Below are 26,171 nucleotides of genomic sequence, written 5' to 3' on the forward strand. Positions count from 1 at the left end.
CTTCGCCGCTTCATACGGAAGGATCGGTCGGCGATCCAGTCTGATGTCCGGTAGCGCGCGCTTCAGGACGGCGCATTGGCCGCAAAGCAGGGCCTTGCCGACACCGCGGCAAAATCTTTGACCAGATGATAAAAAATTTGACCGTTCTGAAATTTCGGACCATTCTAAACTGGATCAGTCCGGCGCACTGACCGGACGGCTGCAGATGAGGCTGGTTTCGCATGACTGAAGCGCCTGCCGTTCTCGATATTGCCTGTGCCCGGCTTTCGCCGGAGCAACTCTCCGCCAACTTCGCAGACGTGCACCCGCCGCTCGACCGGCACGAGGCACTGGTCGAGGCTGACCGCTGCTATTTCTGCTACGACGCGCCGTGCATGACAGCCTGCCCGACCTCGATCGACATCCCGCTCTTCATCCGCGAGATCCAGGCCGGCAACCCGACGGGCGCCGCAAAAACCATCCTCCAGTCCAACATCCTCGGCGGCATGTGCGCCCGCGTCTGCCCGACCGAGACGCTGTGCGAGGAGGTCTGCGTGCGCGAGGTGGCCGAGGGCAAGCCGGTGCGGATCGGCCTCCTGCAGCGCCACGCGACCGACCATCTGATGGCGCGCGAAGGGCATCCCTTCAGCCGCGCCGCGCCGACCGGCAAGCGGGTGGCGGTTGTCGGGGCGGGGCCTGCGGGCCTCTCCTGCGCCCACCGGCTGGCTCTCCTCGGGCACGACGTCACCCTCTTCGACGCCCGTCCGAAAGCTGGCGGCCTCAACGAGTTCGGCATCGCGGCCTACAAGGCCGTCGACGACTTCGCCCAGCGCGAGGTCGAGTTCATCCTCGGGATCGGCGGGATCACGGTGGAGACCGGCAAGATGCTCGGTCGCGACCTGCAGCTGGACGATCTCAACGCCACCTTCGACGCCGTCTTCCTCGGCATGGGGCTGGCCGGCGTCAACGCGCTGCAGGTCGAGGGGGAGGCCGCGGCCGGCGCGCTCGACGCGGTCGACTGGATTGCGGGGCTGCGGCAGGCCGATGACGTCGCGACGGTGCCGATCGGCCGGCGTGTCGTGGTGATCGGCGGCGGCATGACCGCCATCGATGCCGCCGTCCAGGCGAAGGCCCTCGGCGCCGAGGAAGTGACGGTCGCCTACCGCCGCGGGCAGGCGGCGATGAACGCCTCGCGCTACGAGCAGGAACTGGCGCAAACCCGCGGCGTCTCGTTGCGCTTGCATCTGCAGCCGGTGAAGATCCTGACGGAGGGCGGCGCGGTGTCCGGCGTCGTGTTTGCGCGCACACTGGTCGAGGACGGGCGCCTGATCGTGACCGACGAGCGGGTGACGATCGAGGCCGACCAGGTTTTCAAGGCGATCGGCCAGGCGTTTCTGCCGGTCGGCGTCGAGGGCCTCCTCGCGCTGGAGGCGGGCCGCATCAAGGTCGATGCCGACCGCCGCACCAGTCTTGCCGGTGTCTGGGCGGGCGGCGATTGCGCGGCCGGCGGCGAGGACCTTACCGTCGTCGCGGTCGAGGACGGCAAGGTGGCGGCGATGAGCATCCACGAGGCCTTGAGTGCCCCGGCGGGGATCGCCGCCCGGCTCGCCGGGACGCTGTCCTCCGCCTGTTCGTCCCTGACCGCGCGCTGAGGAGAAAGCTATGGCCGACCTGTCGACGACCTTCCTCGGCATCTCTTCGCCGAACCCGTTCTGGCTGGCGTCGGCACCGCCGACCGACAAGGAGTACAACGTCCAGCGCGCCTTCGAGGCCGGCTGGGGCGGGGTCGTCTGGAAGACGCTTGGCGAGGGCGATCCCGTCGTCAACGTCAACGGACCGCGCTATGGCGCTGTGTATGGGCCGGGCCGACGGCTGCTCGGCCTCAACAACATCGAGCTGATCACCGACCGGGCGCTCGACCTCAATCTCGAGGAGATCGCGCGGGTCAAGCGGAACTGGCCGGACCGCGCGATGATCGTCTCGCTGATGGTCCCTTGCGAGGAGGAGAGCTGGCGCTCGATCGTCCAGGCCGTGGAGCAGACGGGCGCCGACGGCGTCGAGCTGAACTTCGGCTGTCCGCACGGCATGAGCGAACGCGGCATGGGCTCGGCGGTCGGGCAGGTGCCGGAATACATCGAGATGGTGGCGCGCTGGTGCAAACAGCACTCGCGGTTGCCGGTGATCGTCAAGCTGACGCCGAACATCACCGACATCCGCTATCCCGCCCGCGCGGCGCGGGCCGGCGGCGCCGATGCGGTGTCGCTGATCAACACCATTTCCTCGATCATCTCGATCGATCTCGACAATTTCGCGCCGACCCCGACCATCGACGGCAAGGGCAGCCATGGCGGCTATTGCGGCCCGGCGGTGAAGCCGATCGCGCTGAACATGGTCGCCGAGATCGCCCGTGACGCAGCGACGCGCGGCATGCCGATCTCCGGCATTGGCGGCATCACCACTTGGCGCGATGCGGCAGAGTTCATTGCGCTCGGCTGCGGCACCGTGCAGGTCTGCACCGCGGCCATGACCTACGGCTTCAAGATCGTGCAGGAGATGGTGTCCGGCCTCTCCGACTGGATGGACGAGAAGGGCTACCGGACGATCGAGGATTTCCGCGGCCGCGCGGTGCCGAACGTCACCGACTGGCAGTACCTTAACCTCAACTACGTCACCAAGGCGCGGATCGACCAGGATCTCTGCATCCAGTGCGGCCGCTGCCACATCGCCTGCGAGGATACCTCGCATCAGGCGATCACCCGCGAGGTCGACGGTGTCCGGCACTTCGAGGTGATCGACGCGGAGTGCGTCGGCTGCAATCTCTGCGTCAATGTCTGCCCGGTCGAGGACTGCATCACCATGGAGCAGATCGGCGATTATGATCCCCGCACCGATCGTCCGATCCCGGCGACTTACGCGAACTGGACAACGCATCCGAGCAACCCGGCGGCGAAGCTCGAGCCGGCTTGAGCCTGGTTGCTAGCGTCAAGGTCTCCGCGATCGAGGGCATGGCCGCGTACGTCTTTTCGTTTCGCCTTAACTTTCTGGAAGTTAGTAGCTACCTAAGCTATTACTCACGGGGGCGCACGGTTCGCACGATCCCCCTGACCAGGGGCCTAAGCCGTCATGTCGATCAATCTGCGGTTGATGCTGCTATGTGGGGTCTTTGGCGTTCTGACACTTTTGGTCGGGATCGTCAGCGAGCGCACGCACGACAGGATCGACGTGCGCTTCAACCAGGAATACGCGGCCGTGCTGGCCTCGGCGTCGAACCTTGAAGCCGCCCGTCACGCCGCGGCGCTGACCGAGGCGCATTTTTCCCAGTTGCAAGGCTCCGAGGTTGCCCTCGATACCGCCGACCGAGGGGTGCTTGCCGCCGCGGTCGGCCGCATGCTGGCCGAGGTTCGCGCCTCGATGCCCACGGTCCGTGCGCCCGAGGCGCAGCGTGCCACCGACGCCGTCGTCTACGACCTCGTCGGCCTGCAGGGCACCCGGGGCGATCTGACCCGCCGCTCGCTCCTCGCACAACTCGCAAAGCTGGAAATCGCCCTCGACGCGGCGATCGCCGCGTCCCGCGAGGATGCGAGCCGCCTGGCGGGTGAGGTCACCGGACTGATCGCACTCGCCGCCCGCAGCAATCTGGCGGGACTTGCCTGTTCCTTCCTCGGCTTGGCCGCGGTGGCCTTCTGGATCTCCCGCAGTCTGGTCGAGCCGGTGCGACGGGCAACGGCGGCCATCGGCGGGATGGCCACGGGCAAGCCGGCCGGCAAGGAGGCGCCGGCCGGTGCCCGGGAGTTGATGGCCCTGCAACTGGCCTTGAAGGACCTCGGGAGTTGGGTCAGCACGCAGAGCGAGCTCCGGCGGCGCTCCATCCTGATGCAAGCAACCACACTCGGCAGCGCGCTGACGGCCAAGGAAAACCAGTTCCTCGCAGCGATGAACAACATGCCGCAGGGTCTCTGCATGCTGGACCACGAGCGGAACCTCGTCGTCTTCAACGAGCCCTTCGCAAAGCTGTTCGAGCAATTCCGGCACGGCGCCTGCGCCGCGACCATCCTCGCCGACCCGACCTTTCAGCTGTTTCTGGAACCGCACCAGACCGGCGTCTTCCTGCACGAAATGGAGAACGGCGAGATCTACCAGGTGAAGCGGCGCGGTGTCGGGGGCGGCGGGCTGGTCATCACCTTCGAGAATGTCACCGTCCAGCACCGTTTCGCGCAGCGGTTGGAGCACCTTGCAGGACACGACGCGCTGACCGGGCTTGCCAACCGCCGACAGTTCAGCACGGCGCTGCAGGACATTCTGACGGGAGGCTCGGGTTTTGGCGAGATCGCGGTGTTCTACATCGACCTCGGCGGCTTCAAGCTGATCAACGACAGTTATGGTCATCCGGCAGGCGATGGATTGCTGCAGGCGGTTGCTGAACGGCTGAGATCCTGCGCCGGGCCCCGCGACGTCGTCGCGCGTCTGGGCGGCGACGAATTTGCCATCATCCAGGAAGCCGGCGCGCAGCCCGCAGCGGCGACGGCCCTGGCCGATTGCCTTCTGCGAGCTTTCCTCCAGCCTTTCCCGATCGAGGCACGCCCGGTTCAGATATCGGCCAGCATCGGTATCGTCAGCGTATCGTACAAGGATGCAGCGGCGACGCGCTTGCCCGACGCGGTCATGCAGAGCTGCAACCTTGCGCTTTATGCGGCCAAGCGACAGGCGGGCAGTGCGTATCGCTTCTACGTCCCGGAAATGCGCGAGGACCTCAAGATCCGCCATGCCTTCGAGGACGATCTCCGCTTGGCATTGGTGAACGGCGAACTCGATCTCGTCTACGAACCCTTCGTCGATGCCGGCCGCTGCCAGATTTCCGGTTTCGAAGTGCTGCTGCGCTGGAATCATCCGCTTCGGGGCTTCGTCTCCCCTTCCCAATTCATTCCCGTGGCCGAGGAACTCGGCCTGATCGATGAATTCGGCCTCTGGGCCTTGCGGACGGCCTGCGGACAGGCCGCGGAATGGCCGGAGGAGCTGATGCTCTCGGTCAATCTTTCCGCGGCTCAGTTCCGCAGCGGGACCTTGGTGTCCGACGTTGCCGCAGCGCTTGCCGGTTCGGGACTGGCGCCCGGCCGGCTGCAGATGGAGGTCACGGAGTCGCTGTTCCTCTCGCCGGCGCCGGAAATTCTCGACATGCTGACGGCCCTTCGCAAACTCGGTGTGCGCATCGCGATGGATGATTTCGGCACCGGTTACTCGTCGCTCGGCTACCTCACGCGCTTCCCGTTCGACAAGATCAAGATCGACCAGTCCTTCGTCCGCGACATCGACAAGCCCGAGAGCCGGGCAGTCGTCAGCGCGGTCCTCGGGATCAGCCGCGCCTTGAACATCGCGGTCATCGCCGAGGGCGTCGAGACGGTCGAACAGTACCGGCTGCTGCAGGAGGAGGGCTGCAGCCATATGCAAGGGTATCTGTTCAGCCGGCCACGGCCAGCTGGCGAACTGCCCTTGCTGCTGCTGGCGGTATCGCAGCAGCTGCAGCGGCTGGATGGCGAAGCTTTCGGTGTGCCGGCCGGGCGCAGGCTTGCCAGCGACGGTCTGCGGTAATGTGTCGTCTCAGGAAGGGAGAGTGTCCCTTGCGCATCCCGACGGAGGCACCGCGGCTTGATCCCGCGGACGGATGCCGTTGAGGACGATGCTGAGCACCGCCTGCGCGGTCTGCTCCCGGAAGCCGGGCTTGCCGACCTGCTGGCCGAGCACCGCCCGGATCTGGATGTCGAAATCGGCATAGTGCTGGGTCGTCGCCCAGATCATGAAAATCAGGTGGTGCGGATCGATCGGCGCCAGCCTGCCTTCGTCGACCCAGCGGCGGATGACGCCGGCCTTTTTTTGCACCAGTGTCTTGAGGCGGGTCGTGAGGAAGCCGCCGATCGCCGGCGCGCCGGCCAGGATTTCGTTGGCGAAGAGCCGCGAGGCTTCGGGCTTGTCGGCCGACAGTGCGAGCTTCACCGAGATGTAGCGCCGCAGTTCCTCGATGGGATCACCGCTGGGATCAAGAGCCTCGAGCGGTGCCAGCCATTCGTCCAGCGTCGATTCCAGGACCGCGGCATAGATGTCCTGCTTGCGGCGGAAATAGTAGAGAAGGTTCGGCTTCGACATGCCGGCCTTGGCGGCGATCTGGTCGACGGTCGAGCCGCGGAAGCCATGCACGGAGAAGACCTCACGCGCCGCGTCGAGGATGATGCCGCGGTTGATCTGCTGGATTCGCGTCTGCTGGCGCTCTTCCCCGCCGGCCGATCCTGCGTCCTCGCCCGCCTTCGCATCCATGTTCTGCCGATCCCCGGTATCCCCGGCCAAACAATCCACCTGCCGTCCGCAATGCCGCTTGACCGGCTCGAGCCTCACTTCTAGCCTTCCCTTTGACCATGTAGTCAAGAATTCGCGGTGTCCTGGCGGATGGACGCGGAATCGAGGGGAGCGCCCATCATGAACGACACCGCGCCGATCCGGGGAGGCGCCCCGGTCGCCCCCAACAATCTCGAAGCCTTCTGGATGCCGTTCACCTCGAACCGGCAGTTCAAGGAGGCGCCGCGCATGTTCGTCGGTGCCAAGGACATGCACTACACCACGGCCGACGGCCGCCAGGTGCTGGACGGCACCGCCGGGCTCTGGTGCTGCAATGCCGGCCATTGCCGCCCGAAGATCACCGAGGCGATCCAGCGCCAGGCTGCCGAGCTCGACTACGCCCCGGCCTTCCAGATGGGGCATCCGAAGGCGTTCGAGCTGGCCTCGCGGTTGGCGGCGATCGCCCCGACCGGGCTCGACCACGTGTTCTTCACCAATTCCGGCTCGGAGTCCGTCGAGACGGCGCTGAAGATCGCGCTGGCCTACCAGCGGGTGAAGGGCGAGGGCGGGCGCTTCCGGCTGATCGGCCGCGAGCGCGGCTATCACGGCGTCAATTTCGGCGGCATCTCGGTCGGCGGCATCGTCGGCAACCGCAAGATGTTCGGCACGCTCCTCACCGGCGTGGACCACATGCGCCACACCCATGATCCCGTCCGCAATCCCTATTCCGACGGCGAGGCCGAGCACGGCATGGAGCTCGCCGACGACCTGCTGCGGATCGCCACCCTGCACGATCCCTCGACCATCGCCGCCGTCATCGTCGAGCCGGTGGCGGGGTCGACCGGCGTGCTGCCGCCGCCGAAAGGCTACCTCAAGCGCCTGCGCGAGATCTGCGACCAGCATGGCATCCTCCTGATCTTCGACGAGGTGATCACCGGCTACGGCCGCATGGGCGCGGCCTTTGCCGCCGATCATTACGGCGTCACGCCCGACATCATGGTCACCGCGAAGGGCCTGACCAATGGCGTGATCCCGATGGGCGCGGTCTTCGTGCGCGACGAGATCTACGAGGCCTTCATGCAGGGCCCGCCGGCGATGATCGAGTTCGCGCACGGCTACACCTATTCCGGCAACCCGATCGCCTCGGCGGCGGCGCTGGCGACGCTCGACACCTACCGCGAGGAAGGCTTGTTCGAGCGGGCGAAGGAGTTGATGCCGGTCTGGTCTCAGGCGATCCAGTCGCTGAAGGGCTGCCGGCATGTCATCGACATCCGCACGGTCGGCCTGATCGGCGCGATCGAGCTGGAGCCGATCCAGGGCCAGCCGACGAAGCGCGCCTTCGCCGCTTTCCTGAAAGCCTACGAGGCGGGGCTGCTCATCCGCACCACTGGCGACATCATCGCGCTGTCGCCGCCGCTGATCGTTTCCGAGGCCCAGATCGACGAGATCGCCGAAACGCTGCGGACCATCCTCGCCAATCTCGATTGACGGCATCCGCCTTCCCGCCACCAGCAGAAGAAGACCCGCATGGCCCTTGCCACCAACCTCCAGATCGACGGCGACCGGCTCTGGGACTCGCTGGAGGAGATGGCGAAGATCGGTCCGGGGATCGCCGGCGGCAGCAACCGCCAGACGCTGACGGATGCCGATGGCGAGGGGCGGGCGCTGTTCCGGTCCTGGTGCGAGGCCGCCGGCCTCTCGATGGGGCTCGACACAATGGGCACCATGTTCGCGCGGCGCGAGGGCACCGATCCCGACGCGCTGCCGGTCTATGTCGGCAGCCACCTCGACACCCAGCCGACCGGCGGCAAGTATGACGGTGTGCTCGGCGTCCTGGCGGGGCTGGAGCTGATCCGCACGCTGAACGACCTCGGCATCAAGACCAGGCATCCCATCGTCGTGGTGAACTGGACGAACGAGGAGGGTGCGCGCTTCGCTCCCGCCATGCTCGCCTCCGGGGTCTTCGCCGGCGTCATGGACGAGACCTGGGCCAAGAACCGGACGGATGCCGGCGGCAAGCGCTTCGGCGACGAACTCAAGCGCATCGGCTGGGAGGGCGACGAGCCGGTCGGAGAGCGCAAGATGAAGGCCTTCTTCGAATACCACATCGAGCAAGGGCCGATTCTCGAGGACGAGGGTATCGACATCGGCGTCGTCACCCACGGGCAAGGGCTCTATTGGCTCGAGGTCACCCTGACGGGGAAGGAGAGCCACACCGGCTCCACCCCGATGGGCAAGCGCCACAATGCCGGCCTCGGCATGGCGCGGGTGCTCGAACTAGTTCACTCCGTGGCGATGGACTACCAGCCGGGTGCCGTCGGCACGGTCGGGCACATGGAGGTGTACCCGAACTCGCGCAACATCATCGCCGGCCGCACCGTCTTTACCGTCGACATCCGCTCGCCTGACAAGACGACGCTGGAGGCCATGCGTGCGGCGATCGAGGATGGGATCGACATCATTGCTGAGGGGCTCGGGCTAGAAGTGACGGTCGAAGAGGTCGGGCACTTCGACCCCGTCACCTTCGACCAGACTTGCGTCTCGGCCGTCCGCTCGGCGGCCGAACGGCTCGGCCTCAGCCACCGCGACATCGTCTCTGGCGCCGGCCACGACGCCTGCTGGATCAACCGCGTGGCGCCGACGGCGATGATCTTCTGCCCTTGCGTCGATGGCCTCAGCCACAACGAGGCGGAGGCCATCACCAAGGATTGGGCGAAGGCCGGGGCCAACGTGCTGTTCCATGCCGTGGTCGAGACGGCAGGGATCGTGGCGTAGGATCGAGTTTTCGGTGGAGGCTGGAATGGGAAGGCCGCGGGAATTGACGGAGGCGGAGCGGACGGAGCTTCTGGCCAAGGGCTACAAGCCGGTCGAGATTTGGGTGCCGGATTGGGATAGCTCGAAATTCTCTGCTCGTATTGGGGCAGAGATGGATCTGATCGCCGCCGCGGACGCAGAGGATCCGACGATCGACGACTGGATCCGCCAGGTCCGGGGGGATCTTTGGGGCGATGAAACGCCGTGAAGCGGGGTGACGTCTTCACCGTTTCCACACGCGGGCTGGCAGCGAAGCCAAGGCCCGGAATTATCGTTCAAGCGACTCCCTTGATCAGGACCGATCATCCTGTCCTCGTGTGCCCGCTTTCCAGTGAACTCGTGCCAGTGACGATCATCCGGCCCCTGCTCAAGCCTTCCATCGTCAACGGTTTGCATGTCCTCTCGCAGGCGATGGTGGACCGGATCACCGGTGCCATGCCCCGCGAGATCGGCACCATCATCGGGACGCTCGATGAAGACGACATGCGGTCCATCAACTTCGCTCTCCTGACCATCCTGGGTCTTGGGCAAGTGCTGGCCGATTTCTCGAATTTCAGGGATCCATCATGACCATCGTCATCAAGGGCGGCACCGTCGTCACCGCCGACCTGACCCTTCGCGCCGACGTGCTGATCGACGGAGAGACCATCGCGGCAATCGGGCCGGATCTTCAGGGCGACGAGGTGATCGACGCGTCCGGCGCCTATGTCATGCCGGGCGGCATCGACCCGCACACGCATCTCGAAATGCCGTTCATGGGCACGCACGCCGCCGAGGATTTTGACACCGGCACGGCGGCCGCGCTGTCGGGTGGCACGACGATGGTCGTCGACTTCTGCCTGCCGGCGCCGAACGAGGGGTTGATCGACGCGCTGCAGGCCTGGCACCAGAAGGCCGGCAAGGCACGTACCGACTTTTCCTTCCACATGGCGATCACGTGGTGGGAGCAGCAGGTGTTCGACGAGATGCCGCTGGTAGTGAAACGCGGCATCAATTCGTTCAAGCACTTCATGGCCTACAAGGGCGCGCTGATGGTGAACGACGACGAGATGTTCGCCTCGTTCTCGCGCTGCGCCGAGATCGGCGCGCTGCCGCTGGTGCATGCAGAGAACGGCGACGTCGTCGCCTTCCTGCAAGCCAAACTGATGGCCGAGGGCAATAGCGGGCCCGAGGCGCATGCCTATTCACGCCCGCCCGAGGTCGAAGGCGAGGCGACCAACCGGGCGATCATGATCGCCGACCAGGCAGGCGTGCCGCTCTACGTCGTGCACGTTTCCTGCGAGCAGGCGCACGAGGCGATCCGCCGGGCCCGGGCCAAGGGCATGCGGGTCTTCGGCGAGCCGCTGATCCAGCACCTGACCCTCGACGAGCGGGAGTACTTCAACTCGGACTGGGATTATGCCGCGCGCCGCGTGATGAGCCCTCCCTTCCGCAACAAGCAGCACCAGGATTCGCTCTGGGCGGGCCTTGCCAGCGGCTCGCTGCAGGTGGTGGCGACCGACCATTGCGCTTTCACGACGGCGCAGAAGCGGATGGGCGTCGGCGATTTCACCAAGATCCCGAACGGCACCGGGGGGCTGGAGGACCGGATGTCGGTGCTCTGGACCAAGGGCGTGGCCACCGGGCGCCTGACGATGAACGAGTTCGTCGCAGCCACCTCGACCAACATCGCCAAGATCCTGAACATCTATCCCCGCAAGGGCGCCATCCTGCCAGGCGCCGATGCCGACCTCGTCGTCTTCGACCCCGGCGCGACCAAGACGATCCGGGCGGCGGCGCAGAAGTCGATCATCGACTACAACGTCTTCGAAGGCGTCGAGGTGAGGGGGCTTGCCGCTGTCACCCTGTCGCGCGGGCGTATCGCCTATCGCGACGGCGAGGTGCGGGCTGAGACCGGCAGCGGGCAGTTCGTGCCGCGGCCGGCGGGGGCGGCCGTCGGCAAGGCCCTGTCGACTTGGAAGGAACTGACGGCGCCACGCCGGGTCGAACGCTCCGGCATTCCGGCGGGCGTTTGAGCGGCATGGCAGTCCTGGACGGCAGATGCCGGCGCGGGACCGATAGCTCAGATCGCCACAAGGCCATCAAGATCCGGCCGAAGCACGACGCTCTCCTGCTCGTTGGGGTCGGTGCGCGCGATCACCGCGACGCAAGGCTCGGTGCCCCGGTTGTAGGGCAGATGCGGCACCCCCGGGGGAATATAGAAGAGGTCGCCGGCGGCGGTGATGGCATGCTGCTCGAGGCTCTCGCCGTAGAACACCTCGGCGACGCCGCTGACGACGTAGATCGCCGTTTCGTGGCGCTCATGCAGATGCGCCTTGGCGCGGCCGCCAGGCGGAATGGTCAGGAGATGCATGCAGATGCCGGTTGAACCGACGCTTTCGGCGGAAATGCCGGCGAGATACCGGAAGCCCTGCTTGCCCTCATACGTCGCCTCCGGTCGGATCAAGGCGCAATGCTGCTTCGTCATTCTCATCGATGCGGCTCCTCTCGAAACGTCAGACGCCGGGAACGGCGGACCTAGGAAGGCTAATCCGATTTCGCGCCGCCGTAACGCGCTGGCGTCCCGCTTGTCGCCGCCCGGCCAAGGATCGGCATTTCGGAGCCGGCATGTCTGACGTGCGATCCCCAGCCACGGCGCCATCGAGGGCAGCGCCGGGTGCCGCGGCGGTCGTCGAGGCCCGTGGCCTCGACCTCGTCTTCTCGACCTCCGACGGACCGGTCCAGGCGCTGAAGAACATCGATCTCAGCATCGGCCGCGGCGAGTTCGTCTCGCTGATCGGTCCGTCCGGCTGCGGCAAGACCACGCTTTTGCGGGTGATCGCCGATCTCGAGCAACCGACCGCCGGCACCATCACCGTCAACGGCCTGACGCCGGACGCGGCCCGCCGGGCGCGGGCCTATGGCTACGTGTTCCAGGCGGCGGCGCTTTACCCGTGGCGCAACATCGAGCGCAATGTCGGCCTGCCGCTGGAGATCATGGGCACCGACAAGGCGGAGCGCGCGCGTCGGGTGGCCGAGGGGCTGGAACTCGTCGGCCTGACCGGGTTCGGCAAGAAATTTCCCTGGCAGCTGTCGGGCGGCATGCAGCAGCGCGCCTCGATCGCCCGCGCGCTGTCCTTCGATCCCGACCTCCTCCTGATGGACGAGCCTTTCGGGGCGCTGGACGAGATCGTCCGCGACCACCTGAATGCCGAACTGCTGAAGCTCTGGGCGAAGACGCGGAAGACCGTGGTCTTCGTCACGCACTCGATCCCGGAAGCGGTGTTCCTGTCGACGCGGATCGTGGTGATGAGCCCGCGGCCCGGACGGATCCACGAGGTGATCGATTGCAATCTCGGGCCGGACCGGCCGCTCGAAATCCGCGAGACGCCGGAATTCCTGGCGATCGCCCACCAGGTGCGCGAGGGACTGAGGGCAGGGCACAGCTATGACGGGGTTTGAGGGCGCGCCGAACGCCGGGGCGCCGGCATGAGCGGGCTTGCCTCGCTCTGGCTGCTGGCGACCATCCCGGTCTTCCTCACCGCGGCGTCGCTGTCGCGGCTCTACGTCGCCAACAACTCCTTTTGGGCGCTGGGCGGCATGCTGACGCTCTACGGCATCGGCAATCTGATGATGGTGCGGCTGATGCGCGAAAGCGGGCTCGCACTGGCGATCTCGGTCTCCAGCATCGCGCAGCTGCTGCTGGTCAACCTCGTTGCGGTCCTCGCCTTCGGCGAACGCCTCCCGCCGCTGCAGCTCGCCGGCATGGCGCTGGGCTTGAGCGGTCTGGTGCTGATGATGTGGCCGGTGGCGCGGTGAGGGCGCCATGAGTGCCACCGCCGCCGCCCTGCGGCGCCGTCTTGCCGAGGGCAGCGCGCTGCCCATTGCCGTCGTCGTGCTGGTGATCCTTGCGGTCTGGTATGTGGCGGCAATCCCCATGAACTGGCAGACCACCGTCGACCGGCTGGCACGGGCGGGGACGCCTGCGTCCTTTACTCAGACCGTCGGCGCAACCTGGAGCGCGGAGAGGCCGCTACTGCCGGCGCCGCACCAGATCGTCGGGGACATCTGGAAGACGACGGTGATGGTCAAGCCGAGCTCGCCGCGGTCGTTGCTCTTCCATGCCGGGGTGACGCTGTCTTCGACCTTGCTGGGCTTTGCCATCGGCACCGTGCTCGGCATCCTCTTGGCTATCGGCATCATCGGCTCGCGCACGCTCGACCGCAGCCTGATGCCGTGGCTGATCACCTCGCAGACCATCCCGATCCTCGCGGTCGCGCCGATGGTGATCGTGGTCCTGAACTCGGTCGGCATCCAGGGTCTGTTTCCGAAGGCGGTGATCTCGACCTACCTCTCGTTCTTCCCGGTCGCGGTCGGCATGGTGAAGGGGCTGCGCTCGCCCGAAGCCATGCATCTCGACCTGATGCGTACCTATGCGGCGAGCCCCCTGCAGGTGCTGGCGAAACTCCGATTTCCGGCTGCGCTCCCGTTCCTGTTCGCGTCGATGAAGATCGCGGTGGCGGCGGCGCTGGTCGGGGCGATTGTCGGCGAGCTGCCGACGGGGGCTGTCGCCGGGCTCGGCGCGCGGCTGCTCGCCGGCTCCTATTACGGGCAGACGATCCAGATCTGGTCGGCGCTGGTCGCCGCCGCCGCGATGGCGGGTGTCCTGGTCGCGCTGGTCTCGCTGGCAGAGCGGGCCGTCCTGAAGCGAACGGGGATGTTGCGATGAGGACGCGGTCGCAGAACCCGTATACTGGGCTGCTTTTCCCGGCCGGCCTCGTCGCCGCCGCCGTGGTGGTGCTCGTGCCTTCACTGCGTGAAGGGCAGTTCGGCGCGAGCTTCTGGCTGCTGGTGGTGGCGTTCTGGCTGGTCGCCTGGCAGCTGACGTCGCGGCTGGCGGCGCTGGCGCCAAAGGAGCCGGGTATGGCGCGGCTGGTCGACGTCGCGGTGCCCGCAGCTTTTGGCCTGACGCTGCTGTTTCTCTGGGAATGCGTGGTGCGCGGTCTCGCCGTTCCCTCGGTGCTGCTGCCGCCGCCCTCGGCGATCGGGTTGCGCATCGCCGCCTCGCTGCCGATCCTCTGGGCCGACTTCGCGCAGACGTTTCTCAAGGCGGTGATCGCCGGCTATCTCATCGGCTGCGGCACAGGTTTTCTCGCCGCGCTCGCGATCGATCGGTCGCCGTTCCTGAAGCGCGGGCTGATGCCGGTCGGCAATCTCGTCTCGGCGCTGCCGATCGTCGGCGTCGCGCCGATCATGGTGATGTGGTTCGGCTTCGACTGGCAATCGAAGGCCGCCGTCGTCGTGGTGATGACCTTCTTTCCGATGCTGGTGAACACGCTGGCGGGGCTCTCGGCGGCCGGCGCGATGGAGCGGGACCTGATGCGGACCTATGCCGCCGGTCATGCGGTCACGCTCGCCAAACTGCGGCTTCCCGCCGCCATGCCCTTCGTGTTCAATGCCCTCAAGATCAACTCGACGCTGGCGCTGATCGGGGCCATCGTCGCGGAGTTCTTCGGCACCCCCATCGTCGGCATGGGCTTTCGCATCTCGGCCGAGATGGGGCGGATGAACACCGACATGGTCTGGGCCGAGATCGCTGTCGCGGCACTCGCCGGCTCGGTCAGCTACGGCCTGATCTCGCTCGTCGAGCGGGCCGCGACGTTCTGGCATCCGTCCTATCGCGGGAGATGAGGGCGGCGGTTTTCAACCCAAGGAGTAGACGGGCATGAAGCAAGTTCTCGCCGGCATGGCATTCGCCTTCGCTGCCACCACCGCCCCGGCCTTGGCCGCCGACGCCGTCACCCTGCAGTTGAAATGGGTCACGCAGGCCCAGTTCGCTGGCTACTACGTCGCCAAGGAAAAGGGTTTTTACAACGAAGCGAACCTCGATGTGACCATCAAGCCGGGCGGCCCGGACGTCGCGCCGGCGCAGGTGCTGGCCGGTGGCGGCGCCGATGTCGTCATCGACTGGATGCCCTCGGCGCTGGCGGCGCGTGAAAAGGGCCTGCCGCTGGTCAACATCGCCCAGCCCTTCGCGAAATCCGGCCTGATGCTCACCTGCCGCAAGGAGACCGGGATCACGACGCCGGCCGACTTCAAGGGCAAGACCCTCGGCGTCTGGTTCTCCGGCAACGAGTATCCGTTCCTCTCCTGGATGTCGAAGCTCGGCCTCAAGACCGATGGCGGGCCGGACGGCGTGACCGTGGTCAAGCAGGGCTTCAACGTCGACCCGCTCATCCAGAAGCAGGCCGACTGCATCTCGACCATGACCTACAATGAATACGGACAGGTGCTCGACGCCGGGCTGAAGCCGGAGGACCTCGTCGTGTTCAAGTACGAGGAGCAAGGCGTCGCGACGCTCGAGGACGGGCTTTATGCGCTGCAGTCAACGCTCGAAAAGCCTGAGAACGTCGACAAGCTCGCCCGCTTCGTCGGCGCCTCGATGAAGGGCTGGGCCTATGCCGCCGAGCATCCCGACGAGGCGGCAGGCATCGTCCTCGACAACGACACCACCGGCGCCCAGACGGAAGCGCATCAGACCTTCATGATGGGCGAGATTGCCAAGCTCTTGGCCACGACGCCGAAGCTCGATGCCGCAGCGGCTGAAACCACGGTGAAGGTGCTGATGTCAGGCGGCTCCGACCCGGTGATCACCAAGGCGCCCGAGGGCGCCTGGACGTCCGCCATAACCGACAAGGTGAAGTAGGCCGGCATCGGCCCGGCATCACGCCAACACGTTCCGGCCTGACCGCGCTGGTCAGGCCGCGCCGGTCATCCCGGCCTTCAGCTTACGCGACAGATCGTCGAAAGGCTGGTTGCTGACCGCGTCCGTCGGGTGCTGGACGAGGCTGCCGTAGATGTGTGGGACGAGGTCGACGGCCTGGTCCAGCGTCGAATCCGTGCCGCGCTGGTAACCGCCGAGAAGGCGCAGGTCGCGCGTGTCTTCGAAACGCGAGATCATCGCCCGAAGGCGCAGCACGAGCTCGCGCTCCTGCGGGTTCCAGGCCAAGTCCGCCAGCCGCGAGATCGACTTCAACACGTCGATGGCGGGGAAGCGGCCCTGTTCCGCGATCGCCCGGTCGAGAACGATATGGCCGTCCAGCGTGCCGCGGATGGCGTCGGCGATCGGCTCGTTGTGGTCGTCGCCATCTACCAGCACGGCGAAGATGCCGGTGATCGTGCCGGTGCCCTCGGGGCCGGGGCCGGCGCGCTCGAGCAGGCGCGGCAGTTCGGAGAAGACGCTCGGCGGGTAGCCGCGGGCGACCGGCGGTTCGCCGGCGGCGAGCGCCACGTCGCGCGCGGCATGGGCGAGGCGCGTCACCGAATCGACGATCAGCAGCACGCTTTCGCCGAGGTCGCGGAAATATTCGGCGATCGACATCGCCGTCTTCGGGGCGAGGCGGCGCATCATCGGGCTCTCGTCGCCGGTCGCGACGACCGTGACGACGCGCGACAGGTCGTTCTGCATGGTCTCCTCGAGGAACTCGCGAACCTCGCGACCACGCTCGCCGACGAGCGCGACGACCACGGTGTCAAAGCCCTTGGCGCGGGCGAGCATGCCCATCAGCGTCGACTTGCCGACACCGGAGCCTGCGAAGATGCCGAGCCGCTGGCCCTTGATGATCGGGGTGAAGATGTCGATCGCCTTGACGTGCGTCTGCACCGCCTCGCGGATGCGACCGCGCTTCATCGCCGGATCCGGCAAGGTGTCGGCGATCAGCTGGCGCGGGCCCTGTTCGAGGTCGCCGAGGCCATCGCAGGGACGCGCGAAGGCGTCGAGCGTGCGGCCCTTCCAGCTGGCAGCAGGGGCGAGTGTGACGGGCCCGGTGCGCCAGGCGACGCTGCGCACGCCGCTCTTGAAGCGGACGGCGAAGGGCTTGACCGTTGCGGCATTCTCCTCGATCCGCACGACCTCGCCGAGATCGTCGCCATCGGTGACGACACAGTCACCGAGGCGGACGAAAGAGGAAAGGCCGGCGACCCGGAAGGATTGCGGCGAGACGTCGACGATGTGGCCGGAAACGCGGATGCGGGGCTCGTTCAGCGAGGAGGAAACGGATTTCGAGCCTGGCTTCTGGATCACGACTGCGGACCGAGCATGCTGATGGCCTTGTCAAGCGACTGCTCGGATCTCTCCTGGAAGTTGGCGGCGCTTTCGAAGCTGCGCTGCACGTCGATCAGCCGGGTGATCTCGAGCACCGGATTGACGTTGGAGCCTTCCGTGAACCCCTGCATGACGCTAACGCCGGCAAAGTCGACGATCGGCTGGGCCGGCTGGTTCGGAACGACGCCCGAGGTTCCGGCCCGCGCGAGATCGGCACCCTCCGGCATCTGGAACAGGCCGACGGCGCCGATCTGCAATCCCTTCTGGGTGATCATGCCGTCGCGGGCGATGGTGACCTCGCCGCCGGCCGGATCGACCTGCAGCGGCGCGCCGCCGACGTCGAGGATCGGCGCCCCGGTCATCGAGAGCAGCTCGCCCTCGGGGCTCATCGTCATGCGCCCGTCCTTGGTATAGACGGGCCCGTTCTTGCCTTGCACCGAGAAGAAGGCATTGCCGGAGACGGCCATGTCGAACGGATTGCCGGTCTGGGTCAGCTCGCCCGCGCGCGTCGAGATGAAGTTCGTGCCTTCCGACGCGAAGGCGACCGGCTGCTGGGCGGCTTGCGACAGGAAGGTCTCGAACTTCACCTCGGTCGCCCGGAACCCCGCGGTGCGACTGTTGGCGATGTTGTCGGCGATGGTGTCGAGGCGCTTTTCCATGGCGAGCTGGGCCGACAGGGCCACCGGCAATGAGGTCTGCATGGGGTCGTTTCCTTGGACCGGGTACGCGGCGATTTGGCCAAGCGGGGTGTTTTTGACTGCAACCTTGTGTTGCCTCTGAGCCCGCCAGGGCACGCTTGCGAAGACTGATCGGAGCATCGTCCGTGACCGCCGAAACATCGACAATCTGGCTTGTGCCAGCCTGTCCGGCAGCCCGTCAGGCTCGCGCAAGTCGATTTCCTTAGTGACCAAAGGACACCAAAAAAGGGACTTCCCGATGAGCATCCTCCTAGGTCTGGTCATAACGCTCGGTTGCGTGCTTGGCGGCTACATCGCCAGCGGCGGTCATCTCGAGGTGCTGTGGCAGCCTTACGAGATCCTGATCATCGTCGGCGCATCGCTCGGCACCTTCGTGGTCGCCAATCCGATGAAGGTGGTCAAGGACACCGGCAAGGCGATCGGCGAGGCGTTCAAGGAGAAGGTCCCGAAGCAGAAGGACTACCTGAGCCTCCTCAGCCTGCTGCACTCGCTGATGCGCGAGATGCGCTCCAAGCCGCGCAGCGAGGTCGAGCAGCACGTCGACAATCCCGCCGAGTCCGCGATCTTCAACGCCTATCCGCTGATCATGAAGGATCAGGCGATCATGAACTTCATCTGCGACTATTGCCGCCTGATCATCATCGGCAATGTCCGCTCGCACGAGATCGAGGCGCTGATGGACGAAGAGATCCAGACCGTCGCCCGCGACCAGATGAAGCCGAAAGCCGCGCTTCAGGACGTCGCCGACGGCCTTCCCGCCCTCGGCATCGTCGCCGCCGTGCTCGGCATCGTGCACGCCATGGGCGCCCTCGACCAGTCGCCGGAAATTCTCGGCCACCTCATCGGCGCCGCGCTCGTCGGCACCTTCCTCGGCATCTTCCTTTCCTACGGCGTGGCCGGTCCGATCGCCGTCAAGGTCAAGGGCGTCCGCGAGAAGCAGATGCGCCGCTACATCATCGTGAAGCAGACGCTCATCGCCTACATCAACGGCGCCATGCCGCAGGTCGCCCTCGAATACGGCCGCAAGGCAATCTCGGCCTATGACCGGCCGACCATCGACCAGGTCGAGGCCGAGACGATCGGCGGCGGCTCGGCGCAAGCCGCTTAAGGAAGCCGGAGATCATGGAAATGACCGCCGAACGCAACATCGAGGCCCAGCTCCGCTCGGCCGCGAAGATCGAGCCGAACCGGCTGCCGCGGCTGAAGCTGCTGGCCACCGAATGGGCGAGCGCCACCGCCACCGCGCTGAACGAACTGTATGCGACGCCCGTCGAGATCGAGTTCCTCACGGTGTCGAGCCTTGCCTTCGACGCTGGGAACGCCAACCTTGCCGCCGCTGTCTCGGCCGTCGTCATCAGCTCGCCGAAATGGCGCGAGCTCGGCTTCGTGCTGGCCGACGGACGGCTGGCCGATGCCGTCGTCGAGGCGATGTTCGGGGGCACCGGCACCGCCTCCGCCAGCCCGCCGCGGCCGATGACCAAGCTCGACCGCCGCTTCGTGGAACTGGCGCTGACGACGCTGATCGAGGCCGGCAATCCGGTGTTCGAGAAAGTCGCGCCGCTCGGCATCGCCTGCGGGCAGACGCTGCGTGACGCCATCCCACTGCAGATCGAGGACATGCTGGGGGCCGACAACCGCGCCTTCGTCGAAATGGTTTTTCGCCTGCGCGTCGGCCAGCGCGAGAGCGACATCCGGATCGCCTTGCCGGAGCGCGCCATTGCGCTGCACCGCCGGCCGCTCAGCGTCGTGCCGGAAACGGCGCCGCTGCTCGCTGACGAAAGCTGGGCACGCGACATCACCGAGGGGCTGCAGCTCGCCGACCTCCAGGTCCGGGCACTGCTCGACGAAAAGCAGATCACGCTCGGCGACGTCGCCCGCTTCACCCTCGGGCAGACCATCATGCTCGACGCCACCACCGACAGCCTGATCATCATCGAATGCGAGGAACAGCGCCTGTTCCGCGGCCGGATGGGACGTTCGCGCGATTCCTATGTCGTGCGCATCGAAGAGAAGATCGATCCGACCGAGGAGTTCATCGATGATATCCTATCTGATTGACGGCGTTCTCATCGCTGCGCTGGGGTTCACCAGCTGGCGGACCGGCGGCATGTACCGGGAACTGCGGCGCCTGCGCAGCGAGGGGGCGAATTTCGCCACCAGCCTCGAGCAGTCCGACGCCGCCATCAACCGGGCAGCGCATGCCGTGGTGATGCTGCGCGGCGAGGGTGTCGACACCTTGCGCGCGCTGGAAGAGGCCTCGCGCGAAGCGCGCGCGCTGGCCGACCGGCTGGAGGACGCGGTGCATCTTGCCGAGATCCGGCTCTCGGTCGCCAATGACGGCTCGGCCCGTCCTGACCTCGGCTCGCCGACGCAGGATACCTGGCTGACCCTCATCGAGTCCCGCCTCGCATCAGCCTCGGTCGCTACTCGTTAACCATTGGGGCGCTCCGCCGGCGAATCGCCGGGTGCCCACCCCCTCGACAAGCCTTTCCGCCAGAGCCCGCCATCCACGGCCGGCAGCCGGCGCAACCCTGGAGATCGCCATGATCGACGAAGACGAAATGGACGTGATGGAGCAGCACTCGGTGGAGACCGCCGAGGATGGTATGGAAGAGTATGCCGAGGTCGCCGAGACCGAGGCGTCCGGAAAGCCGGACCTCAACCTCATCATGGACATTCCGGTGACGATGCAGGTCGTTCTCGGCACGGCCGTCATGCCGGTCTCGACCCTCGTCAAGCTCGGCCGCGGCGCGGTCGTCAAGCTCGACACCAACATCGGCGACCCCGTCGATCTCATCGTCAACGGCCGCATCGTCGCCCGCGGCGAGGTGGTGGTGCTCGAGAACGAGGAATCGCGTTTCGGCATTACCCTGACCGAGATCGTCTCGCCCGGCGCCAAGCCGCAGCGGGCCAAAGCGTCGAACAGCTGATAGGTCATGAGCGTGGTGGGCTACTCCGAACTGGAACTCGACACCGGCACGATTGCAGGGCCGGCGCGCGCTGCGATCCTGCTCCTGGCCATGGGGTCGGACGGTGCTTCGCGGCTGCTGAAGCATCTCAGCCCGGATGAAATCCGCGCCCTCAAGGACAGCGTTGCCGGCCAGCAGCCTGTCTCCGCCCACCAGCTCGACGCGCTGGTCTCCGATTTCCAGGAAGAGTTCAAGACCGGCGCGGGCCTGTCCGAGCTCGATTCGGAAATGGAAAAGCTGCTGCGCACGGCGCTATCGGCCGAAGACATGACCAAGGTTTTCGGCGAAGACGATTTCGTCGACCCGTCGATGTTCCTCGCGCCGCCTTTGTCGGTCTGGGACGAGTTCGAGAACTTTGGCGTCGAGGCCTTGCAGGTCCTGATGCTGGTCGAGCACCCGCAGGTCGTCGCCGTCATCCTGTCGCGGCTCCCGGCGGAAACCTCGGCCCTTATCGTCGCTGGCTTCGAGGCCGACCGGCGCAACGACGTTATGCGCCGGATGCTGGCGGCCAAGCCGATCGCCTATTCCGCCGAGATGATGATCGAGGAGAGCCTCCGCGAAGTCTTCATTGCCGGTGACGAGGGCGGCGAGAAGCAGGCGCGGCGCGTGGCGCTGGCCGAGATCGCCAACCAGATGGACAAGGCGCAGACGGACGACTTCCTGGCCTCGATCGCCGAGTGGCAGCCGGAAGAAGCGACCGCCATCCGCAATCTCCTCTTCTCTTTCGAAGATATCGCCATCCTCGGCAAGAAGGCGCGGCTCGTGCTGTTCGACGAGGTGCCGACCGAGCAGGTGACGCTGGCGCTGCGCAATGCGTCGCCCGAACTCGTCGAAGTGGTTCTTTCCTCGCTCGCCGCCCGCGCCCGTCGCATGGTGGAGGCGGAACTGCAGCAGACGATCGACGTCGACGCGAAGGAAATCACCGTCGCGCGCCGCGGCATCGCCGCGCTGGCGCTGCGCCTGTCGAACGAGGGCCGCATCGTCCTCACGGCCGTTCAGAGCGGCGAATAGGCGCCGGCCCTTCCGGGAAAGCGGACCTGGCATTCCTCGCGAAGCCACGCGCCGTGAAAGGTTTCGTTCACCTTGCCGGCAGGTGCCGGCACGCGGCGGCTTTCCAAGGGGAAGCTGTTAATAAGGGATAGGCAGGTTCAGCGTGGCAGAAGCTGCCGAAAAAGACTCCAGAACAGAGGCACCGACCGACAAGAAGATTCGCGATACCGTCGAGAAGGGCAATCTGCCGGTTTCGCGCGAAGCACCGATCCTCGCCTCTCTTCTGGCGGCCATGGCGTTCATCGTCTTCGCCGGAAAAGATCTGGCCTCGGCATTGGTGACGAGCCTTCAGGGCATCTTCGAGAACCCCGGCCAGTGGGACATAGACAATGGTGCCGATGCCCTGCAGTTTCTCCACATCGTCGGGCTCGAAACGGCCAAGTTCGTGCTGCCCGCCGCCGGCTTCTTCATGGTGGCCGGCATCCTCGCCTCGGCGCTGCAGAACGCTCCGCAGATCAATGCCGAGCGCATCCGCCCGAAAATGCAGAACATTTCGATCGTCGCCGGCTGGAGCCGGCTTTTTGGCGCGCGCGGCTGGACCGAGTTCGGCAAGGCGGTCTTCAAGTTCGGCGCGGTCTCGCTGATCGTGGGGTCCATGCTCGCCAGTGATCTCGAGACGACGCTGAAGACGATGTTCTCAGACCCCGCTCTGCTGCCCGAGACCTTGCTGACGCTGGCCATGCAATTGCTGTCGGCCGTCTCGATCGCGACCATCGTGCTCGTCGCCGCCGACCTCGTCTTCTCCCGTGTCTTCTGGCGCCGTGACCTGAAGATGTCGAAGCAGGAGGTCAAGGACGAGATGAAGCAGGCGGAGGGCGATCCGATGATCAAGCAGCGCCAGCGCCAGATCGCCCGCGAGCGCAACCGCAAGCGGATGATGGCCTCCGTCCCGAAGGCGACGCTCGTCATCGCCAACCCCACCCATTACGCCATCGCGCTGCGCTACAGCCGCGAAGAGGGCGGCGCGCCGGTGATCGTCGCCAAGGGCGTCGACCTGATCGCGCTGAAAATCCGCGAGATTGCCGAGGCCAACGACATCCCGGTGATCGAGGACAAGCTGCTCGCGCGCTCGATGTACGACCATGTCGAAATCGATCAGATGATTCCGCCGCAATTCTTCAAGGCCGTCGCCGAACTGATTTACTTCCTGCAAGCTCGTTCGCCGGCAAAGGTCAGTTCCGGTCGAGCCTGAGCGCTTAGTCTCCTAAAAGACGTAAGGCAGTCGATGCATTTGGGAGAGTTCGGAACTGTCGCTTTTTCTGGAATAGACGTGACGACAGTTGTTTGACTGCCGCGCGTGCCGCAGCTCGGAGGAGGGGCGGGAGGGACGACAGATTTCGATCAGGACCTGATGATGCGTTGGCTGATTGTAAGCCATACCAGATTTAGATGGACGGTGTTTTATGGGTTCTCACTTCATGCTGAATCTTCGCAACAAGCATACCGCGGAACGTGAAGAGATCCTGGCGGAAGGTATCCAGAAGGTCGTGGCAGAACTCCGGCTGGTGGAGGTGGTCGATTACATCGCCTTCTTCCGGATGGACCAGTTCGGCAATATCGCCGACATCGTCAATTCTTCCAGCCAGCTCTATCTCAAGGCGGGCACCCTGCGCTTCGGCAATGACGGCGACGTGCATCTTGCCTGGGGCGGCGTTCCCTCGATCGATCTGGCGATGGAGTTTCACCACCGGGACGTCACCGTCCATTTCCGCCTAGGGCTTGCGGCGACGACGGCCTCGGTGACGATCACCTTCGTGGTCTTTGCCGAGACGGAGGCCGATCCCGAGATCAACACGGCGAGGCTGCAGGCTGCCATCGACGACGCCCGAATCGACTGAGCTAACTTCTCCGCCGCCCGGCTCTGCATTGATGGCTGCGCCCTACGAAGGCCCGGTGATCTTCTCGGATCGCCGGGCCTTCTTCGTTCTGCAGCATTCGTCATGCCGTCAATTTCGATGGAACGGTTGTTGTCGAGATCCCAATGGCGGTGGAGTCATGAGCGCCTGAACTTGGCCCTTGGACGAAATTCCTTCCGCATGCCTGTCGCACCGAACGACAGTTGCCGCTGAGGCGGTGGTGAGGCTGAGCCTTGCTCGAAGCCGATGCCACGGCCGTCGTCGCCGGGAATGTTGCAGTGCATGACGCTCTGTTGAGATGCGTGTCGGCTGCAAGTTTCGGACAAGTGCTTAGCCGTACAGATGGTTCCGTCATCAGTATGGCGATTGGGAACTTTCCGTGGATCAGATCTATCTCTTTGGTCTTTCGTCGCGTCGCGCCGAATGGCTGGCCAGCCGCCAGGCGGTCGTTGCCGAGAACATCGCCAATGTGAATACCCCTGGCTACAAGGCCAAGGACATCAAGGGTTTCTCCGATGTGATGGAATCCACCCAGCTGGCCATGGCGAGCACCGACAGCGTTCACATGACCGGCGGCGCCGGCCGCGCGGTGGCGGTCGACGAGGAGTCCGAGAAGAGCTGGGACATCGTCCACTCCGGCAACTCCGTCACCATCGAGCAGGAAATGCTGAAATCGGGCGAAGTATCGGGGCAGTACACGCTGAATGCCTCGATCGCCAAAGCTTTCCACCGCTTCTTTCTGACCAGCGTCAAGGGCTGATAGACATGGCAGATGCTATTCTCTCCAGTATGAAGATCGCCGCCAGCGGGCTCGAGGCGCAGTCGAACCGGCTGCGGATCGTCTCCGAGAATGTGGCCAATGCCCGGTCCACCGGCAAGACCGCGGGCAGCGACCCCTACCAGCGCAAGACCGTGACCTTCGAGGCCGAGATCGACCGTCTGACTGGCGCCTCGCTGGTCAAGGTCGCCGACTACGGTCGGGACAAAACCGCCTTCACCATGGAAAGCGACCCCGGCAATCCGGCCGCGGATGCAAACGGCTACGTCAAGATGCCGAACGTCAACATGCTGGTCGAGATGGCCGACATGCGCGAGGCCAACCGTTCGTACGAAGCCAATCTCCAGGTGATCAAGCAGTCCCGCGAGCTGATCAACCTGACCATCGATCTCCTGAGGAGCTGAGCATGATCCCCGCCATTGGTTCCGCGCTGCCGCGCCTCGATACCGCCCGCATCGACAGCGGCATGTCCACCGGTTTTGCCGGTGGCAGTGCCAAGCCCGGCCAAGCCGATTTCGCCTCCGTCATGGCGCAGGTCACCAGCGACGCTGTCGGCACCATCAAGAACGCCGAGGCCGTCTCGGTCCAGGGCATCAACGGCAATGCCTCCACCCAGGCGGTGGTCGATGCAGTGATGAACGCCGAGCGCACCCTCAACACGGCCGTCGCGATCCGCGACAAGGTCGTCGCCGCCTATCAAGAACTTTCCCGCATGGCCATCTGACGCCACAGTCAGACAAGGACCTGATTCATGAGAGCTTTGGCCATTGCCGCGACCGGCATGAACGCCCAGCAGACCAATGTTGAAGTGATCGCGAACAACATCGCGAACATCAACACCACCGGCTTCAAGCGCGCCCGCGCCGAGTTCACCGACCTTCTCTACCAGGTCGAGCGCCAGCAAGGCGTTCCGGCCCGGGGCGGCGAGGGCGTGGTACCGGAAGGCTCGCAGATCGGCCTCGGCGTGCGCACTGCGGCGATCCGCACCACCCATATCCAGGGCACGCTCGAGCAGACCGGCAACACGCTCGACATCGCCATCAACGGCACCGGCTACTTGCAGATCCAGGGTCCGGGCGGCGAGACGCTCTATACCCGCGACGGCGCGCTGAACACCAATGGCGATGGCCAGCTGGTGACGCTCGACGGTTTCGTGGTCGACCCGCAGATCACCATTCCGCAGAACACGGTGAAGACCACGATCAGCAGCACCGGCGAGGTCTACGCGACGCTCGACGGTCAGGATCCGCAGCTGCTCGGCCAGCTGTCGCTCGTCAACTTCGTCAACGAGCCCGGTCTCGATGCGCAGGGCGGCAACCTGTTCAAGGAAACGCTGGCCTCGGGTGCCCCGACCGCGGGCGTGCCGGGTGACCCCGGTTTCGGCGTCATCCACCAGGGCTATCTCGAAGGCTCGAACGTCGATCCGGTCAAGGAGATCTCCGAGCTGATCTCGGCGCAGCGCGCCTACGAGATGAACTCGAAGGTCATCCAGGCGGCCGACGACATGTCCAAGGTCATCTCGACCGGCCTGCGCTAGTCCCCTCCATGCCGCGCGCCGCATCGGCGCCGCGCGGTTCCCGGCCCGATCGCCGCGCGGCGACGTCCCTCGGTGCAGCAGAA

28 protein-coding genes are annotated in these 26,171 nt (G+C 65.7%); 24 read left to right on the forward strand and 4 right to left on the reverse strand.

The genetic code is table 11. The features are described from left to right. Positions 1-221 precede the first annotated feature (221 nt). From ACZLZQ_RS10300 to ACZLZQ_RS10310, 3 genes are all read left to right on the forward strand, one after another. Complete coding sequence (locus tag ACZLZQ_RS10300) at positions 222-1,631, forward strand: NAD(P)-dependent oxidoreductase (protein ID WP_472949303.1); 1,410 nt, start codon at positions 222-224, stop codon at positions 1,629-1,631. 10 nt (positions 1,632-1,641) lie between these two features. Next, positions 1,642-2,946 carry an NAD-dependent dihydropyrimidine dehydrogenase subunit PreA gene (gene preA / locus ACZLZQ_RS10305; protein ID WP_472949304.1) on the forward strand — a complete coding sequence of 435 codons (1,305 nt, stop codon included), beginning with the start codon at positions 1,642-1,644 and terminating at the stop codon, positions 2,944-2,946. A 156-nt stretch (positions 2,947-3,102) separates the two neighbouring features. After that, positions 3,103-5,565, forward strand: a complete 2,463-nt coding sequence (locus ACZLZQ_RS10310) for a putative bifunctional diguanylate cyclase/phosphodiesterase (RefSeq protein WP_472949305.1) — start codon at positions 3,103-3,105, stop codon at positions 5,563-5,565. A 9-nt stretch (positions 5,566-5,574) separates the two neighbouring features. Here ACZLZQ_RS10310 and ACZLZQ_RS10315 read toward each other — a convergent pair whose 3' ends face one another. After that, positions 5,575-6,285 (reverse strand): TetR family transcriptional regulator C-terminal domain-containing protein, encoded by a 711-nt coding sequence (locus ACZLZQ_RS10315; protein WP_472949306.1) that lies wholly within the window; start codon positions 6,283-6,285, stop codon positions 5,575-5,577. A gap of 159 nt (positions 6,286-6,444) precedes the next feature. On the opposite strand from ACZLZQ_RS10315, the gene aptA reads away from it, so the two are divergent. Genes aptA through hydA form a run of 5 tightly spaced genes read left to right on the forward strand, consistent with a single transcriptional unit; the run spans position 6,445 to position 11,132 of the window. Continuing rightward, positions 6,445-7,791 (forward strand): omega-aminotransferase AptA, encoded by a 1,347-nt coding sequence (aptA, locus tag ACZLZQ_RS10320; RefSeq protein ID WP_472949307.1) that lies wholly within the window; start codon positions 6,445-6,447, stop codon positions 7,789-7,791. Positions 7,792-7,830: 39 nt separating this feature from the next. Continuing rightward, on the forward strand, positions 7,831-9,078 hold the full coding sequence (locus ACZLZQ_RS10325) for a Zn-dependent hydrolase (protein ID WP_472949308.1): 1,248 nt from the start codon (positions 7,831-7,833) through the stop codon (positions 9,076-9,078). A gap of 43 nt (positions 9,079-9,121) precedes the next feature. Next, positions 9,122-9,325 carry an antitoxin MazE-like protein gene (locus ACZLZQ_RS10330; protein WP_472949309.1) on the forward strand — a complete coding sequence of 68 codons (204 nt, stop codon included), beginning with the start codon at positions 9,122-9,124 and terminating at the stop codon, positions 9,323-9,325. Continuing rightward, complete coding sequence (locus ACZLZQ_RS10335) at positions 9,322-9,687, forward strand: type II toxin-antitoxin system PemK/MazF family toxin (RefSeq protein ID WP_472949310.1); 366 nt, start codon at positions 9,322-9,324, stop codon at positions 9,685-9,687. Before ACZLZQ_RS10330 ends, ACZLZQ_RS10335 begins: the two co-directional genes overlap by 4 nt. Continuing rightward, positions 9,684-11,132 carry a dihydropyrimidinase gene (hydA, locus tag ACZLZQ_RS10340; RefSeq protein WP_472949311.1) on the forward strand — a complete coding sequence of 483 codons (1,449 nt, stop codon included), beginning with the start codon at positions 9,684-9,686 and terminating at the stop codon, positions 11,130-11,132. Before ACZLZQ_RS10335 ends, hydA begins: the two co-directional genes overlap by 4 nt. Positions 11,133-11,179: 47 nt before the next feature. On the opposite strand, the gene ACZLZQ_RS10345 is transcribed toward hydA, so the two are convergent. Then, positions 11,180-11,590 (reverse strand): cupin domain-containing protein, encoded by a 411-nt coding sequence (locus ACZLZQ_RS10345; protein ID WP_472949312.1) that lies wholly within the window; start codon positions 11,588-11,590, stop codon positions 11,180-11,182. A 134-nt stretch (positions 11,591-11,724) separates the two neighbouring features. On the opposite strand from ACZLZQ_RS10345, the gene ACZLZQ_RS10350 reads away from it, so the two are divergent. Genes ACZLZQ_RS10350 through ACZLZQ_RS10370 form a run of 5 tightly spaced genes read left to right on the forward strand, consistent with a single transcriptional unit; the run spans position 11,725 to position 15,802 of the window. Beyond that, positions 11,725-12,558, forward strand: a complete 834-nt coding sequence (locus ACZLZQ_RS10350) for an ABC transporter ATP-binding protein (protein ID WP_472949313.1) — start codon at positions 11,725-11,727, stop codon at positions 12,556-12,558. 27 nt (positions 12,559-12,585) lie between these two features. Continuing rightward, positions 12,586-12,915: a hypothetical protein gene (locus ACZLZQ_RS10355; RefSeq protein WP_472949314.1), complete on the forward strand. Its 330-nt coding sequence runs from the start codon at positions 12,586-12,588 to the stop codon at positions 12,913-12,915. A gap of 7 nt (positions 12,916-12,922) precedes the next feature. Continuing rightward, a complete protein-coding gene (locus ACZLZQ_RS10360) occupies positions 12,923-13,825 on the forward strand; it encodes an ABC transporter permease (RefSeq protein WP_472949316.1) in 903 nt (300 codons plus the stop codon). Then, a complete protein-coding gene (locus ACZLZQ_RS10365; protein WP_472949317.1) occupies positions 13,822-14,787 on the forward strand; it encodes an ABC transporter permease in 966 nt (321 codons plus the stop codon). Before ACZLZQ_RS10360 ends, ACZLZQ_RS10365 begins: the two co-directional genes overlap by 4 nt. Positions 14,788-14,821: 34 nt before the next feature. Continuing rightward, entirely contained in the window at positions 14,822-15,802 is a 981-nt protein-coding gene (locus ACZLZQ_RS10370) for an ABC transporter substrate-binding protein (protein ID WP_472949318.1), read from the forward strand. Between the two features lie 51 nt (positions 15,803-15,853). On the opposite strand, the gene ACZLZQ_RS10375 is transcribed toward ACZLZQ_RS10370, so the two are convergent. Together ACZLZQ_RS10375 and flgF are read right to left on the reverse strand one after the other, a co-directional pair. Next, the gene (locus ACZLZQ_RS10375; RefSeq protein ID WP_472936116.1) at positions 15,854-17,179 is read right to left on the reverse strand and encodes a FliI/YscN family ATPase; all 1,326 of its coding nucleotides are present in this window, start codon (positions 17,177-17,179) and stop codon (positions 15,854-15,856) included. After that, positions 17,176-17,901: a flagellar basal-body rod protein FlgF gene (flgF, locus tag ACZLZQ_RS10380; protein ID WP_472949319.1), complete on the reverse strand. Its 726-nt coding sequence runs from the start codon at positions 17,899-17,901 to the stop codon at positions 17,176-17,178. Before flgF ends, ACZLZQ_RS10375 begins: the two co-directional genes overlap by 4 nt. 235 nt (positions 17,902-18,136) lie before the next feature. Here flgF and motA point away from each other — a divergent pair, with 235 nt between their 5' ends. From motA to flgG, 11 genes are all read left to right on the forward strand, one after another. Beyond that, positions 18,137-19,006 carry a flagellar motor stator protein MotA gene (gene motA / locus ACZLZQ_RS10385; protein ID WP_472936114.1) on the forward strand — a complete coding sequence of 290 codons (870 nt, stop codon included), beginning with the start codon at positions 18,137-18,139 and terminating at the stop codon, positions 19,004-19,006. 14 nt (positions 19,007-19,020) lie between these two features. After that, positions 19,021-19,956 carry a FliM/FliN family flagellar motor switch protein gene (locus ACZLZQ_RS10390; protein WP_472949320.1) on the forward strand — a complete coding sequence of 312 codons (936 nt, stop codon included), beginning with the start codon at positions 19,021-19,023 and terminating at the stop codon, positions 19,954-19,956. Further along, positions 19,937-20,332, forward strand: coding sequence for a hypothetical protein (locus ACZLZQ_RS10395; protein ID WP_472949321.1), 396 nt, complete (start codon positions 19,937-19,939; stop codon positions 20,330-20,332). The genes ACZLZQ_RS10390 and ACZLZQ_RS10395 overlap by 20 nt, the downstream gene beginning before the upstream one ends. Before the next feature lie 109 nt (positions 20,333-20,441). Continuing rightward, positions 20,442-20,828, forward strand: a complete 387-nt coding sequence (gene fliN / locus ACZLZQ_RS10400; protein ID WP_472936111.1) for a flagellar motor switch protein FliN — start codon at positions 20,442-20,444, stop codon at positions 20,826-20,828. Between the two features lie 6 nt (positions 20,829-20,834). After that, a complete protein-coding gene (locus ACZLZQ_RS10405; RefSeq protein WP_472949322.1) occupies positions 20,835-21,878 on the forward strand; it encodes a FliG C-terminal domain-containing protein in 1,044 nt (347 codons plus the stop codon). A gap of 142 nt (positions 21,879-22,020) precedes the next feature. After that, complete coding sequence (gene flhB / locus ACZLZQ_RS10410; RefSeq protein WP_472949323.1) at positions 22,021-23,109, forward strand: flagellar biosynthesis protein FlhB; 1,089 nt, start codon at positions 22,021-22,023, stop codon at positions 23,107-23,109. Positions 23,110-23,335: 226 nt separating this feature from the next. Beyond that, the gene (locus tag ACZLZQ_RS10415; protein ID WP_472949324.1) at positions 23,336-23,755 is read left to right on the forward strand and encodes a BspJ family T4SS effector nucleomodulin; all 420 of its coding nucleotides are present in this window, start codon (positions 23,336-23,338) and stop codon (positions 23,753-23,755) included. A 397-nt stretch (positions 23,756-24,152) separates the two neighbouring features. Next, positions 24,153-24,533 carry a flagellar basal body rod protein FlgB gene (gene flgB, locus ACZLZQ_RS10420; RefSeq protein ID WP_472936107.1) on the forward strand — a complete coding sequence of 127 codons (381 nt, stop codon included), beginning with the start codon at positions 24,153-24,155 and terminating at the stop codon, positions 24,531-24,533. A 5-nt stretch (positions 24,534-24,538) separates the two neighbouring features. Further along, a complete protein-coding gene (flgC, locus tag ACZLZQ_RS10425) occupies positions 24,539-24,955 on the forward strand; it encodes a flagellar basal body rod protein FlgC (RefSeq protein ID WP_472936106.1) in 417 nt (138 codons plus the stop codon). Between the two features lie 2 nt (positions 24,956-24,957). Continuing rightward, positions 24,958-25,275 carry a flagellar hook-basal body complex protein FliE gene (gene fliE / locus ACZLZQ_RS10430; protein WP_472936105.1) on the forward strand — a complete coding sequence of 106 codons (318 nt, stop codon included), beginning with the start codon at positions 24,958-24,960 and terminating at the stop codon, positions 25,273-25,275. Between the two features lie 27 nt (positions 25,276-25,302). Continuing rightward, entirely contained in the window at positions 25,303-26,088 is a 786-nt protein-coding gene (gene flgG / locus ACZLZQ_RS10435; RefSeq protein WP_472936104.1) for a flagellar basal-body rod protein FlgG, read from the forward strand. The last annotated feature ends 83 nt before the right edge of the window (positions 26,089-26,171 follow it).

This window comes from Mesocryomonas lacus, assembly GCF_055730105.2.